Below are 14,278 nucleotides of genomic sequence, written 5' to 3' on the forward strand. Positions count from 1 at the left end.
CGCTTAGTTGCAGCGCTCTTCGATGTTGTTTTCGGCTGCATAGGACGCGGAGTCCTCGGCCACCAAGGCACCGATCACCTCGGAGTCGGTTGGGTTGAAGCCCGAGATCAGCGACCAGGTCTGCGTATCCGCATCCCATTGCGTCACCCCGACAAGCCCCGGACCGCCGTGGTTTTCACAGGACACATTGAAAGCAGGGCCGAAGTTCTGCATGCCCAGTGCCGTCATCTTTTCAGCCGTGAGTTCCAGACCTTCCATGCCGTCGATCATCATCGCGGCGTCGATCTCCGCAGTGCCGTGGATCTCCTGTGCGGTCTTGGCAGCCTCGACCGCCAGCATCGCTGCATACATGCCGCGGTTGTAGGCAACTTTGCCGATCTGATCGCCCGCACCTGCGGCCAGACCTTTGTCGACCACATGCGTCTGGATGTCGTCAAAGACCGGGAAGTCATCGCCGACGTTGTGGAAGGTCACGGCCTTGTAGCCATCCGCCTTGGCACCCGCCGGGATCACATCGTGATCGGAGCCGGACCACCACACGCCGATGAAGTTCTCCATCGGGAAGCGAATGTTGGCAGCTTCCTGAATGGCAACCTGGTTCATCACGCCCCAGCCCCACATCACGACATAGTCGGGTTGCTGGCGGCGGATCTGCAGCCACTGGGATTTCTGCTCCTGACCGGGATGGTCAACCGGCAGCAGGCTCAGCTCGAAACCATGCTTCTTGCCCAGCTCTTCCAGCGTGCGGATCGGCTCCTTGCCATAGGCGGAATTGTGATAGACTAGCGCGACCTTCTTGCCGTTCAGGTCACCGCCGTTTTCTTCCAGCAGGTGATTGATGACGCCGGACGCCCCATCCCAATAGTTCGCCGGGTAGTTGAAGACGTTGGAGAACACCTTGCCGTTTGCAGCCGAGGTCCGGCCATACCCCATGGTGTGCAGCGCAATGCCGTCTGCCGTGACCTTGGGGATCAGCTGATAGGTGATGCCGGTGGACAGCGGCTGGTAGACCAGAGCGCCTTCGCCCTTGGTAGATTCATAGCACTCCACACCCTTTTCGGTGTTGTAGCCGGTCTCGCACTCGATCACGCGTGCCTTGACACCGCCGATGCCGCCGTCCCGCTCGTTGACCAGCGTGAAGTAGTCGTTGTAGCCGTCAGAGAACGGGATGCCGCCCGCTGCATAGGGACCGGTCCGATAGCTCAGGTCCGGGAATACGAGGTCCGCCATTGCAGGACCTGCGGCCATCAGCGCACTCAGCGCCAGAGTCGTCAGTTTCAGTGTCATCGGGTATCATCCTCCCTTGAATTTTTTCCGATGGTGTCGTGATCGAGCCCAGCCTCCTCCTTCGCTGGACCCGGCGAGGTCGTCGCCCACCCCGATCAGTGCGGGAAGGGCCAGAGCCGGAGCTTCTCCTTGGTCACACGCCAGAGCTGCGCCAACCCGTGCGGCTCCAGAATCAGGAATGTCACGATCAGTGCGCCCACGATGACCAGCTGGAAATGCGCCACGATATCAGTGGGCCAGCCCAGCATGTCGACGCCGACAACCTTCAGCACCACCGGCAGCAGCACCAGGAAGGCCGCGCCCGCAAAGGAGCCAAAGATCGAGCCCAAACCACCGATGATGACCATGAACAGCACCAGGAATGACTTGTTGATGCCAAAGGCTTCTCCCACTTCGACCGCACCGAGGTAGACCGAAAAGAACAGCGCCCCCGAGATGCCGACAAAGAAGCCGGAGACTGCAAATGCGGTCATTTTCGCCTTCATCGGATTGACCCCGATGATCTCCGCGGCGATGTCCATGTCGCGGATTGCCATCCAGCTGCGCCCTTGGGTGCCACGGGTCAGATTGCGGGCGACGATCGCGCAGAAGGTCAGAAAGATCAGGCAGAACATATAAGTCGCCCAGGCCGGCGCATGAGGGCCGGTGATGATGATGCCGAACACCTCGCGTTCCGGCGCGTTGATCTGGCCGGAGGCAGAGTAGTTGTAGAACCAAGGCACTCGGTTGAAGAGCCACACCAGAAAGAACTGCGCCGCCAAAGTCGCCACCGCGAGGTAGAACCCCTTGATACGCAGGCTCGGCAGGCCGAACAACACGCAGACCAGCCCGGTGATTCCCCCCGCCAGCAACACGTGGATGAACATCGAAACCTCGGGAAAGGCCGTCATAAGCTTGTAGCAGGCATAGGCCCCCACCGCCATGAAGCCCCCGGTCCCCAACGAGACCTGCCCGCAGTAACCAACAAGTATGTTGAGCCCGATCGCCGCGATCGCATAGATCAGGAACGGCAGCAGGATCGCATTGACCCAGTAGTCATTCACGAGGAACGGGATCACCCCGAAGGCCAGCACCAGCACCGCGTAGTAGCGATACCGGTCGAACTTGATCGGAAAGGTCTGGCTGTCCTCGACATAGGAGGCTTTGAAATCCCCGGCTTCACGGTAGAACATGATTCAGAGGCTCCCTTGGTTGAATTTATCGTTTTGCATCAAACCTCTCCCCAATTCGACTGGGCTGCATCGCGCTGATCACGCGTCATGCGGTTTGAGGGTTGGGCGTAGCCTTTGCGCTCTGAAATCCGGACCAGCTTCAAATAGGCGAAGAGACCCGCAAACAGACCGGCGGCCGCAAGTATCGTGGCCATTGTCACCTGCCCTTTGGTGTAGCCATCGCCCGTCACGGCGAGGTACCCGAAGGCCCAGAAACCGGACCAGGCAATGACGTTGAGCAGGGCCAGAAATTTCGTCATCAGAGGCTCCTCCTGTTAACCATTTCGTCAGGTTTCTGCATTTCGCCACATTTTGCCCAAATCTCAGCGGCACGTTGCCCGTGGGAAAAGTGAGTGGGTGATATGACCGTAATGTTGGAGAGACTCCGGCAGCTGGATGCTGCGCGGAAGCGAGGGGAGCTGACGGACGCGCAATATGCAGACGCCCGATCAAAGCTTTTGTCTTTGGTTGAAGACGCCGACCTTGAGCCTGCGGGATCGAAGCCCTCTCGCCCACGGCCGCGCCGCTCTGCACCAGCTGCGGCATCCAGCCGGGCCGCACCAAGTGCAATGCCTGCCCAGGACCGTCGATCAGACACGGCCGAGAACAGCGACATGTCGTTTTTCTGGGGGCTATGCCTTGTCGGGCTCTGTGCCGCGGGGCTGATGACCTTCCTCGTGGGGCAGTTGATCGGTGACATCACCATCGCGCTGACATTGGCCGTCACGGTGTTTGCCGCTGTGGTCATCGCCGCCTTCCAACGCATGCAGGGCTGACGCTGCAGGCATTGGGAAGCGGGGCGGATATGCGGGTCAAACGCGTTCAATGATCTTCTCGCCAAACAGGCCCTGCGGGCGGAACACCAGGAAGATCAGCGCCAGCACATAGGCGAACCAATTCTCGGTTGCACCACCGACCATCGGGCCGATGAGGAACTCGAACAGTTTCTCGCCCACGCCGATGATCAGACCGCCGACGATGGCTCCGGGGATCGAGGTGAAGCCCCCGAGCATCAGCACCGGCAGTGCCTTCAGCGCGATCAGTGACAGCGAGAACTGCACGCCAGACTTTGTGCCCCACATGATGCCGGCCACCAGCGCGACAAAGCCCGCAACCGACCAGACCAGCACCCAGATGAAGTTCAGCGAGATCCCCACCGACAGCGCCGCCTGGTGGTCATCCGCCACCGCCCGCATCGCACGCCCTTGTTTGGTATACTGGCTGAACAGCACAAGGCCGGTCACCAGCAGCGCCGCGATCACCGTCGCCACGATATCAAGATTGTCGATAAAGAAGCCGTACCCGAAGATCCCGAAGGTCGTTTCGTCGATCCACAGGTTGATGCCCTGCGGCAGGCCGACGTCCAGCGTCTTGATCTCGGAGCCCCACATCAGGTCCGCCACCCCTTCGAGGAAATAGGCCAGACCGATGGTCGCCATGAATAGGATGATCGGTTCCTGCCCGACCAGATGCTTCATCACCAACACCTGCACCAGCCAGGCCAGCAGTACCATCACGGCCACCGTCATCAGGATCGCCACTAAGGACGGAACCGTCCAGCCGAAATGGGTGATATGCCCCCCGAACAGGGCATTAATCAGATGCGAGAACGGCACCTGCCCTTCCATGATACCGACCAGGGTCATAGCCGCGAACAGCGCCATAACCCCTTGCGCATAGTTGAAAATTCCCGACGCCTTGTAGATCAGCACGAAGCCCAGCGCGACCAGCGCATAAAGCACCCCGGCCATCAGCCCGTTCAGCGTCACCTCCATGGCAAAGATCAGTTGATCAGGCATGGTGCGCCTCCTTGTTCATTGCTTGCTTGCGGCCAAGATCAGTCATGAGACACCCCCAGATAGGCGTCGATGACGTTCTGATTGTTGCGCACCTCATCCGGTGTGCCGTCGCCGATCTTCTTGCCGTAATCCATCACCACGACACGATCCGACAGGTCCATAACCACGCCCATGTCGTGTTCGATCAGCGCGATGGTGGTGCCGAATTCGTCGTTCACATCGAGGATGAAGCGGGACATGTCCTCCTTCTCCTCGACATTCATGCCGGCCATCGGCTCGTCCAGCAGCAACAGCTTCGGCTCGGCGGCCAACGCCCGGGCCAGTTCGACGCGTTTCTTCAGCCCGTAGGGCAGGCGTGACACCGGCGTCTTGCGGATCGCCTGGATCTCCAGGAAGTCGATGATCTTTTCCACGACTTCGCGGTTCGCGACCTCTTCCTTTTCCGCGCGGCCCTTCCAGAAGGCCTGCTGGAACAGGCCTGCTTTCATATTGTTCAGGCGCCCGGTCATAACGTTGTCCAGAACGCTCATGCCCTCGAAAAGGGCGATATTCTGGAACGTGCGGGCAATACCCTGACGTGCCACCTCATAAGGGCGCATCGGCGGGCGCTGCTTGCCGTGGAACAGCACCTCGCCCTCCTGCGGCACATAGAAGCCGGAAATCACGTTCAGCATCGAAGATTTGCCAGCCCCATTGGGACCGATGATGGCGCGGATCTCTCCTTCGCGAATGTCGAAGGAGATATCCTTGATCGCCACCACACCGCCAAAGCGCAGGGTGATATTCTTCATTTCCATGACCACGCCACCGATGGTGCGGCCATCCTCGGTCACAAAGCTGTCGGAGGCATCAAGCATGGGTCACTCCTTGGGAATTCGCGCCACACGAAAGGGTGGCAAGGGACGGTGGGCGGGGCGATGTGCAGCTCGCCTGCACGAGCGTCGTCTCAACCGTCATTCTGCGGCCACCGCCCGGGTGATCGCCGATTGCACCTTGGCGTCGACGCAAGTCAGCGTCGCGCTGATCGCCCCCTTGCGCCCATCCTCATAGGTGACCTCTGTGCGGGTCGAAACCTGATCGGAGCCGTCGTAGAGCGCGGCAATGATATCAGCGAATTTTTCCTCGACGATGCGACGGCGCACCTTGCGGGTCCGTGTCATCTCGCCGTCATCGGCGTCCAGTTCCTTGTGCAGGATCACAAACCGGTGGATCTGACAGCCAGACAGCATCTCGTCCTGCGCCACCGAGACATTGACCGCCTCCACATGGTTGCGGATTGTCTCCAGCACCCGCGGGTGCCCGGCCAGCTCCTGATAGGAGGCATAGGCGATATTGTTGCGCTCAGCCCAGTTGCCCACCGCCGTCAGGTCGATGTTGATGAAAGCCACGCAGCGATCCCGCTCATTGCCGAACACCACCGCCTCCAAGATATCTGGGTAAAACTTCAGCTTGTTCTCGACATATTTGGGGGCAAACAACGCGCCATTGGCCATCTTGCCCACGTCCTTAGCCCGGTCGATGATCCGCAGGTGGCCGGAACTTTCTTCAATGAAGCCCGCGTCCCCGGTGGCGACCCAGCCCTCGGCATCCTTGGTCGACGCGGTAGATTCCGCGTTCTTGTAATATTCGACAAAGGTGCCGGGCGAGCGATAGAAGATCTCGCCATTGTCGGCGATGCGGAGTTCCACATCCGGCGCGGGCACCCCTACAGTGTCCGCACGAACCTGTCCGTCGGGCTGCACGGTGATGAACACCGTCGCCTCGGTCTGGCCATAAAGCTGCTTCAGGTTGATGCCGAGAGAGCGATAGAAATCAAAGATCTCCGGCCCGATCGCCTCGCCTGCAGTATAGCCGACACGAATGCGGCCATAGCCCAGCGTGTCCTTCAGCGGTCCATAAACCAGGATATTGCCCAGCGCATATTTCAGCCGGTCCATCGTGCTGACGGTCTTGCCATCCAGGATCAACCCGCCGACCTTCTTTGCATGCGCCAGGAAGTGATGGAACATGCGCCGCTTCAGCTTTCCGGCGTCTTCCATGCGGATCATCACATTGGTCAGCTGGCCCTCGAACACCCGCGGCGGGGCAAAGAAATAAGTCGGACCGATCTCGCGCAGATCCGTCATCATGGTGTCTTCGCTCTCTGGGCAGTTCACGCAGAACCCGCACCAGAACGCCTGCCCCAGCGAGAAGATGAAATCCCCCACCCAGGCCATCGGCAGATAAGAGAGAATGTCCTCTTGCGCCGTCAGATGATCGAACTCGCTTGCGTTCTTGGCGCTCTCGATCACGTTGCGGTTCGACAATACCACGCCCTTGGGCCGTCCGGTGGTCCCCGAAGTGTAGAGCATCACGCAGGTCGACTCGTAGTCGAGCTTGCCGCGACGGGCCGCCAGCTCGGCGCTCAGCTCATCGCGCGCGGCGCGCCCCTGCTCCTGCACATGGCTATACTGATGCAGATGGCTGTGATCATATTTGCGCAACCCGCGTGGGTCGATATAGATCATGTGTTTCAGGTTGGTCAGCTGGTCCTTGATCTCGACCACCTTGTCGACCTGCTCCTGATCCCCGGCGATCACATAGGCCGCGCCGCAGTGATCCAGCACATAGGCCATCTCCTCGGCGCCGGAATCCTGATAGATCGGCACCGGCACCGCACCGACGCTCTGCGCGGCCACCATCGACCAGTAGAGCGAGGGCCGGTTGCGACCGATGACGGCGATAAAATCCCCTTCAGAGACACCGAGGTTCAACAGACCCAGCGCAAGCGCATCGATCTCCTCGGCGGTTTCCTTCCAGGTCCAGCTTTGCCAGATGCCAAATTCCTTTTCCCGGTAGGCCGGGCGGTTGGCATGGACAGTTGCGTTCTTCTCCAGCAGGGCCGGAACAGACAGAAGCTGCCCGGCGCCAGACGATGTCTGCGCAGCGGTCTGAGACACGTATTTACTCCTCCCATATCCGGTCCTCCCCGACCGGATTGATCGCATCTCCCACATCTGTGGGGCGCAACCCTTATGTCCTCAGTAGGACAGCACCTTTGTAACAAAGCAAGTTTTTCGCGAAGATTTCTGAAATCTATCAAATTGTAACAAGCACCGCGGACGACAGGGGCGAACGGCCACAGGACGATATGGCCTCCAAGCGCACAAAGGTCACAAGCCGCTTTGCCTGTCTCGGTCAAACTGCTAGCCAAGACGCGGGGAGCACGTATGAGACAAACACACGCACAGCGCACGACAATGGTGGACGCAGGCCTCAACCTGATCGCACAGGCCCTGTCGATCTATGACAGCGACCTGCGTCTGTCGGCCTGTAACAACAGGTTTCGTGAAATGTTCAACCTGCCGCCCGAACTGGTCGAGGAGGGCGCAAGCTTTGCCGCCACCATCCGCTTTATCGCCGAACAGGGCGACTATGGGCTGATCGACGACATCGACCAGTTTGTGCAGCAGCGGGTCGATCAGGCCCGCGCTTTCGTTCCGCATTATGTCGAACGCCAACGGGCCAATGGGCAGGTGATTTCCATCGAGGGGGCGCCCCTGCCCCAGGGGGGCTGGGTCACCGTCTACACCGACATCACCCGCACCAAGCGGGTGGAGGCGCTGCTGCGCGCCCGCTCTGAGGAACTGTCGGATCAGGTGACCGGCTATACCGAAGAACTCTCCGCCACCAACCGCAAGCTGGCCGCAACCATCAAGACGCTGGAGGAAACCCAGCGCCAACTGAAACAGACCGAGGCCCGAACCCGCCTGACCACCGAGATGATGCCCGCCCATATCGCCCATGTGGACAGTGAAGGGCATTATACCTTCACCAACGGGCGGCTCAGCCGGGTGTTTCCCGGTCGTCCCTCCGATATCTTGGGCCAGCATATCTCGGACGCGCTGGGGCCGGCGGCCTATGCGCGCATCGCGCCACATCTCGAGGCCGCCTATCAGGGTGAGAACCCGGTGTTCGAATTCACCGAAGATCACGACAGCCGCCGCCTGCGCGTGGCCTTCACCCCTGACCATGAGGGCGGTGTGTTCATCCTGTCGATGGATGTGACCGAGGAGACCCAGGCCCGCGTTGCCCTGCAACAATCCCGCAAACGCGAGATCGCGGCGCAGATGACCAGCGGGCTAGCGCATGATTTCTCGAACCTCCTGACCATCATCCTCGGCATGCAGACAAAGCTCTCTCGCAGCGCCCTGCCGGAGGGCGCCGGGGAGCTTGTGGAAGCAACGCTGTCGGCGGCCCGCCGGGGCGGGCGTCTGCTGGACCGGATGGCGGAGATGACAAGCCACCGGGGCTTGCGCCCGCAGGCCACCGACCTGCATGCGCTGCTGGACGAGATGAAGATCCTCGCCACGCCCTCCTTGCCGCAGGGCATCGGCCTCAGCGTGCTCGACAACACGGGCGACGGGCGTTTTCTGCTCGACCCTGGACGATTGCAGGACGCGCTGTTGAACCTGATCCTGAATGCCCGCGACGCCTGTGGCACCAGCGGCCAGATCACCGTGGCCGCGCATCTGGTGGGGCAGACCTGGATCGAATTCTCCGTCGGCGACACCGGGTCCGGTTTTTCGCGCGACGCGCTCGACAATGCGCTCAACCCGTTTTTCACCACCAAGGGGCAGGAGGGATCCGGGCTGGGTCTGTCGATGGTCTATGACATGGTCAAATCCGCCGGCGGCGATATCCGCATCGGCAATACGGTCTCCGGCGCCATGGTCACCCTGCGACTGCCCTATCGCGACGCGCCCTTGGCCACCGGTGGCATCGCGCTGCTGGTCGAGGACAGTGACGGGTTGAGGGCCACCTATCGCCAGCTGTTGATGGACCTCGGCTATTCTGTGCTGGAAGCCACCAGCGTCGACGAGGCGGTGGCGCTGGTCGCCGATGTCGAGGGCATCGCCCTGATCCTGTCCGACATCAAGCTGGAGGGCGAGGCCACCGGTGTCGATTTCTGCACGCGCCTCGGGTCAAATGCTCCGCCTGTGGTTTTGATGACCTCGCTGCCGCACACTGACCCGCTCTACCGCGCCGCATTGGCCGCAGCGCCGCTCTTGCCGAAACCCTTTGAAAGCTCCCATCTGATGGCGCTCCTGCAACAGAAGGCCGACCATGCGTGATGCCAACCAATCCCCCCTGGTGACGATCCTCGATGACGAACCGGAAATCCGTCAGCTGCTGACCGAAACGCTGGAGGACGCCGGCTATCGCACCCAGAGCTTTTCCCGCGCGCGGGATTTCGAGGCTGCCTTGAAACGGGTGACGCCGGACGTCTGCCTGGTGGATCTGTCGCTGCCGGATACCGACGGGCTGGCGCTGGTGCACCGGCTGGCGCTGGAACAGGGGGCCAGTGTCATTATCATTTCGGGTCGGGCGCAGGTGCAGGATCGGGTCACCGGGTTGGAGCTCGGCGCCGATGACTACATCACCAAACCCTTTGATCCGGCGGAGGTTGTCGCCCGTATCCGCGTACGCCTGCGCGATGCCCCCCGGGGCGGACAGGCGCCGTCTGGAGATCGGGCACAGTTTTCAGGCTGGACCGCGCATTTCGACCGCTACGCGCTGGAAGACGAGGCCGGGGAGGAAACCGCCTTTTCCCACGCCGAAGGCGAAGTGCTGCGCCTGTTTCTGGAAAGCCCAAAGCGGCTGATCTCCCGCGCACAGATGATGGAACGACTAGGCGGCGGGGCCGGGGACAGTTTTGACCGGGCCATGGATGTGCGCATTTCCCGCCTGCGCACCAAACTGCGCGAGGATCCCAAGAACCCGCGCCTGATCAAGACGATTTATGGCGCCGGGTATATTTTCCTCGGAGATGTCAGCTGGAGTTGACCCGGCCTGCCACAAATCCGGTGTGAGGGAGGAGGGGCGCTCCCGCCGCCACAGAGGCCTTGCCTGCGGCAAATCCTCTTGGCGGAGTTGGGCCGGGCCGCTCGCCCCTCTTCGGGGCAAGCGGCAGCGCCGCGCCACAGGCGCGGCGCCACGCCCAACGGGAGCGGAGGATTTTCTCCTCCGGCGACGGGCGGGAGTACACCCGACCTCTTGCGGCGATGATTCGGCTCGCGTAAAAAGACAATATGGCCACCTGTCTGCTCTATAATCGCGCTGAAACCCGCCCTCCTCGGTTCTACCGGATCGAGCTCGCGATGAACCTCTTCGACGAGGTCTCCCTCCTGCGCGAATGGGGTGTGAAGGGTGGCAAGGGGCGAACGACCATCAATATCTTCGGAAACCTGCGCGAAGCCTCGGTGGCAGCAGACCGTCATCGCCACCGGATGTTGAAACGCGGCTACAACCGCGCCTGATGGCCGCGGGCCGCTCCGGACGGCGCCGCATCCCGCCCCTCTGCATCGCTTGCAGTTTGCCCCTTTCAACCCGGGCGCCCCTCCCCTAGTAATTCTGCGACAGGATCAAAGAGGCGCGCATGTCAGAGATCACGCTGGTCCGCCACGGCCAGGCCAATACCGGGGCACGGGACGAAATCAGCTACGACAAGCTGAGTCCGCTTGGCCACCAGCAGGCCCAATGGCTCGGCGATCACCTGCGCAGCTGCAAGGATCACTATGCCCGCATCTACTGCGGCACCCTCACCCGGCACGAGGAAACCGCCCGCGCCATGGGCTTTGACGCCGGACAGTTGATCCGGGATCCACGCCTCAACGAGATGGAATATTTCACCCTCGCCCAGGCGATGGAGGCCCAGCACGGTCTGGCGATCCCGCAGGAGCGCGAAGGTTTTGTCGCCCATTTGCCGCAGGTCTTCGCCGCCTGGGAAGCGGATCGCATTGCCGCCCCCTATGAAAGCTGGCGCGACTTTGAGAGCCGCACCAAGGCCGCCCTGTCGGAAATCGCCAAAGGCGACGGCCCGGCGCTGGTCGTGACCTCAGGTGGCTTGATCTCCATGGTGATGCGCCACTGCCTCGGGCTGGATACTGCCGCCACCGCCCGCATCGCCCTTGCCATAATGAACACCTCGCTGCACCGCCTGCACAATATCGGCGGGCACTATGCGCCGGTCCTCTTCAACGCGGTTCCGCATCTGGAAGAGCCCGACCGGCAATACGCGCGCACTCACCTCTAGATCGCCCCGCACAGGAGACCGCTATGCAACTCTACTACGCGCCCAATACCATCTCTATCGCCGTAGCCATCGCGCTTGAGGAAGCCGGTCTGGAGTATGAGGCGATCAGGATCGATTTTGCCGAACGTCAGCAAACCACCAGAGCCTATCACCAGATCAACCCCAAGGGCCGGGTGCCCGCACTGGTGGTCGAGGGCGGTATCCTGACCGAAACCGGCGCGCTGCTGGAATTGATTGCGGACATGGCCCCCGAGGCGGGTCTGCGCCCCAATGATCCGGTGCTGGCCGCCCGCATGCGTGAGGTGATGTTCTATCTCGCCTCTACCATGCATGTGAACCACGCCCACAAGCTGCGCGGCGCCCGCTGGGCCTCCAATTCGGCCTCGTTCAAGGACATGGCCCGCAAGGTACCCGAGACCATGGCCGCCTCCTGCGACTACATGTGCAACCACGGCCTGCGCGGTCCTTTCGTTCTGGGCGACAGCCCCAGCCTCGCCGACTGCTACCTCTATGTGGTCTGCACCTGGCTCGAAGGCGACGGGGTCAAGATTGCACGTTTTCCGAAACTCACCGCCTTCATGGCGGCGATGGAGGCACGCGACAGCGTCAAAGCCGTGCGCGCCAAGGATATGCTTTGAAGGACAAGACTATGACACATCTCTGGGTCCGCGCCGAACAGCGTCAGAACGAGGATCGCGTCGGGCTGACCCCGGCCGGCGCAGCCGCGCTTCTGGAGGCCGGCCTCCGCGTCACCGTTGAAGAAAGCGCCAGTCGCGCCATTCCGCTGCAGGGCTACATCGACGCAGGCTGCGAGATCGCGGCAGAGAATTCCTGGCCCGACGCCCCGCCGGACGCGATCATCTTTGGCCTCAAGGAGCTGCCTGACGACGGCACGCCCCTGCCCCATCGCCACATCATGTTCGGCCATGCCTTCAAGGGCCAGCACTCCGGCAAGGAACTGCTGCGCCGGTTCCGCGAAGGCGGTGGCACGCTCTATGATCTGGAGTATCTGGTGGACGAGACCGGCCGCCGGGTTGCCGCCTTTGGATATTGGGCGGGCTATGCTGGCGCTGCCGTCACGCTCAAGGCCTGGGCCGCGCAGCAACGCGACGAGATCTGTGGCCCAGTAGGTGTCTACAAAGACAAACATGCCCTGCTGGCCGATCTGGGTGGCGAGTTGGACGCGATCAGCACGGACCGCCCCACTGCCATCGTCATCGGCGCGCTTGGCCGTGTCGGCACCGGCGCTGCCGACCTGTGCGAAGCGATGGGGATCAGTGTCACCAAATGGGACATGGCCGAGACCGCAAGCGGCGGCCCTTTCCCACAAATCCTTGACCATGACCTGTTCCTGAACTGCATCTTTGCCCGCCCCGGCACACCGGTGTTCGTGCCGCAGGAGGCGCTTGGCGCGGTCCGTAAACTCACCGCAATTGGTGATGTGGCCTGCGACCCGGATAGCGACTACAATCCGGTTCCTGTCTATGACCATGCCACCAAGTGGGACGCACCCGCCCTGAGGGTTGCAGAGGCGCCCGTGCTCGACGTGATGGCGATCGACAATCTGCCCTCGATGCTGCCCGCGGAAAGCTCCGAGGACTATGCGGACCAGCTTCTGGCCAGCCTCCTTACCCTGCCCGACCTAGATGCGGGCGTCTGGGGCCGGGCCAAGGCGGTCTTTGACGAACATGTGGCAGGCTAAGCGGCCTGCCCCGACCAAGGAGAACTGACATGACTATTCACTGGTGCGGCACCGGCCTCTCCGCCATTCCCGGCCTGCGTCGCCTGCTCGAAGCGGGTCACGACGTCGCCGTCTGGAACCGCACGCCCGAAAAGGCCGCCGAGGCGATCGGCGATCTGACCACCAATATCCACAAATTCTCCATCGCGCGCCTGTCCGAGCTGCTGAGCCCCGCCGACATCGTGGTCTCCATGCTGCCCGGTGACTGGCATGTGGAGCTTGCGGAACTGGCGATCAACAACGGCGCGCATTTTGTGTCCTCCTCCTATATCTCGCCAGAGATGCGGGCGCTGGATCAAAAGGCCAAGGATGCCGGTGTCGCGCTGGTGAACGAGGTTGGTCTTGATCCGGGCATCGACCACCTGATGGCTCATGCGCTGGTGGCGGAATATGCCGAATCTCCGTCCTTCGACGCGGACAACGAGATCAGTTTCCTGTCCTATTGCGGTGGCATTCCCAAGACCCCAAACCCGTTCCGCTACAAGTTCAGCTGGTCGCCCCTTGGCGTGCTGAAAGCACTGCGCTCACCGTCCCGCTCGATCCGCAACTTCGAAACCTACGATGTCGCCCGCCCCTGGGACGCGCTCTCCACCTACGACGCGCCGCTGGCCACGCCGGAAACCTTCCAAGTCTATCCCAACCGCGACTCGCTGCCCTTCATGGAGCAGTATCATTTCGGCGCCGACTGGAAGGTGAAGACTTTCGTGCGCGGCACCCTGCGCCTGGACGGCTGGTCCGAGGCCTGGGCCGATGTCTTCAAGGAGGTCGAAACCCTCGAAGGTGAGGCAGGCGACGCCCGTCTCAAGGAGATGTCCGACCAGTTCTGGCAGGACAACGCCTATGACGAGGGCGAGCCTGACCGCGTGGTCCTCTGCGTGGATCTCAAGGCAGAAAAAAACGGCGAGACCAAGTGGCACAAGACCTATGTGATGGATGCCTGGGGCGATGATCGCGGCAGCGCCATGGCGCGTCTGGTGTCCTACCCGGTTTCCTTCGCCATCGAGGCGGCAATGAACGGCAAGATCGCCCCGGGCGTCAGCGCCGCGCCCAGCGATGCCGCGCTGGTCGACAGCTGGATGGGCCGTATCGGCGCGCTCGCGCAGCACCTTCAGGTGGTGTCACACCGTTCCTGAGGCGCACCATCCACGATTTGACACTAAGAAGC

14 protein-coding genes are annotated in these 14,278 nt (G+C 61.8%); 8 read left to right on the forward strand and 6 right to left on the reverse strand.

Annotation, left to right across the window (positions count from 1 at the left end; all coding sequences use genetic code 11):
- Positions 1–3 precede the first annotated feature (3 nt).
- The 3 genes from R1T40_RS14980 to R1T40_RS14990 form a co-directional block, all read right to left on the reverse strand.
- Positions 4–1,287: an ABC transporter substrate-binding protein gene (locus R1T40_RS14980; RefSeq protein WP_317384686.1), complete on the reverse strand. Its 1,284-nt coding sequence runs from the start codon at positions 1,285–1,287 to the stop codon at positions 4–6.
- Positions 1,288–1,382: 95 nt separating this feature from the next.
- The gene (locus R1T40_RS14985) at positions 1,383–2,459 is read right to left on the reverse strand and encodes a branched-chain amino acid ABC transporter permease (RefSeq protein WP_317384687.1); all 1,077 of its coding nucleotides are present in this window, start codon (positions 2,457–2,459) and stop codon (positions 1,383–1,385) included.
- A gap of 38 nt (positions 2,460–2,497) precedes the next feature.
- Positions 2,498–2,758 carry a hypothetical protein gene (locus R1T40_RS14990; protein ID WP_106162691.1) on the reverse strand — a complete coding sequence of 87 codons (261 nt, stop codon included), beginning with the start codon at positions 2,756–2,758 and terminating at the stop codon, positions 2,498–2,500.
- 354 nt (positions 2,759–3,112) lie between these two features.
- Between R1T40_RS14990 and R1T40_RS14995 the strand changes: the two genes are divergently transcribed.
- On the forward strand, positions 3,113–3,274 hold the full coding sequence (locus tag R1T40_RS14995) for a hypothetical protein (RefSeq protein ID WP_317384688.1): 162 nt from the start codon (positions 3,113–3,115) through the stop codon (positions 3,272–3,274).
- Between the two features lie 36 nt (positions 3,275–3,310).
- Here the strand turns inward: R1T40_RS14995 and R1T40_RS15000 are convergent, their stop codons facing one another.
- The 3 genes from R1T40_RS15000 to R1T40_RS15010 form a co-directional block, all read right to left on the reverse strand.
- Positions 3,311–4,297, reverse strand: coding sequence for a branched-chain amino acid ABC transporter permease (locus tag R1T40_RS15000; RefSeq protein ID WP_317384689.1), 987 nt, complete (start codon positions 4,295–4,297; stop codon positions 3,311–3,313).
- Between the two features lie 38 nt (positions 4,298–4,335).
- The gene (locus tag R1T40_RS15005; protein WP_106162688.1) at positions 4,336–5,154 is read right to left on the reverse strand and encodes an ABC transporter ATP-binding protein; all 819 of its coding nucleotides are present in this window, start codon (positions 5,152–5,154) and stop codon (positions 4,336–4,338) included.
- Between the two features lie 96 nt (positions 5,155–5,250).
- Positions 5,251–7,236: an AMP-binding protein gene (locus R1T40_RS15010; RefSeq protein WP_317384690.1), complete on the reverse strand. Its 1,986-nt coding sequence runs from the start codon at positions 7,234–7,236 to the stop codon at positions 5,251–5,253.
- A 270-nt stretch (positions 7,237–7,506) separates the two neighbouring features.
- Here R1T40_RS15010 and R1T40_RS15015 point away from each other — a divergent pair, with 270 nt between their 5' ends.
- From R1T40_RS15015 to R1T40_RS15045, 7 genes are all read left to right on the forward strand, one after another.
- Positions 7,507–9,411 (forward strand): PAS-domain containing protein, encoded by a 1,905-nt coding sequence (locus tag R1T40_RS15015; RefSeq protein WP_317384691.1) that lies wholly within the window; start codon positions 7,507–7,509, stop codon positions 9,409–9,411.
- Positions 9,404–10,123 carry a response regulator transcription factor gene (locus R1T40_RS15020; RefSeq protein ID WP_317384692.1) on the forward strand — a complete coding sequence of 240 codons (720 nt, stop codon included), beginning with the start codon at positions 9,404–9,406 and terminating at the stop codon, positions 10,121–10,123. Before R1T40_RS15015 ends, R1T40_RS15020 begins: the two co-directional genes overlap by 8 nt.
- Before the next feature lie 245 nt (positions 10,124–10,368).
- The gene (locus R1T40_RS15025; protein WP_106162684.1) at positions 10,369–10,596 is read left to right on the forward strand and encodes a WGR domain-containing protein; all 228 of its coding nucleotides are present in this window, start codon (positions 10,369–10,371) and stop codon (positions 10,594–10,596) included.
- Positions 10,597–10,715: 119 nt separating this feature from the next.
- Positions 10,716–11,372 carry a histidine phosphatase family protein gene (locus tag R1T40_RS15030; protein WP_106162683.1) on the forward strand — a complete coding sequence of 219 codons (657 nt, stop codon included), beginning with the start codon at positions 10,716–10,718 and terminating at the stop codon, positions 11,370–11,372.
- Between the two features lie 23 nt (positions 11,373–11,395).
- The gene (locus tag R1T40_RS15035) at positions 11,396–12,010 is read left to right on the forward strand and encodes a glutathione S-transferase family protein (protein ID WP_317384693.1); all 615 of its coding nucleotides are present in this window, start codon (positions 11,396–11,398) and stop codon (positions 12,008–12,010) included.
- A gap of 11 nt (positions 12,011–12,021) precedes the next feature.
- Positions 12,022–13,074 (forward strand): saccharopine dehydrogenase, encoded by a 1,053-nt coding sequence (locus R1T40_RS15040; RefSeq protein WP_317384694.1) that lies wholly within the window; start codon positions 12,022–12,024, stop codon positions 13,072–13,074.
- Positions 13,075–13,103: 29 nt separating this feature from the next.
- Positions 13,104–14,246 (forward strand): saccharopine dehydrogenase family protein, encoded by a 1,143-nt coding sequence (locus tag R1T40_RS15045; RefSeq protein WP_317384695.1) that lies wholly within the window; start codon positions 13,104–13,106, stop codon positions 14,244–14,246.
- Positions 14,247–14,278: the final 32 nt, after the last annotated feature.

The sequence above is a fragment of the Tritonibacter scottomollicae genome, from assembly GCF_032924845.1.
Classification (GTDB): domain Bacteria; phylum Pseudomonadota; class Alphaproteobacteria; order Rhodobacterales; family Rhodobacteraceae; genus Epibacterium; species Epibacterium scottomollicae.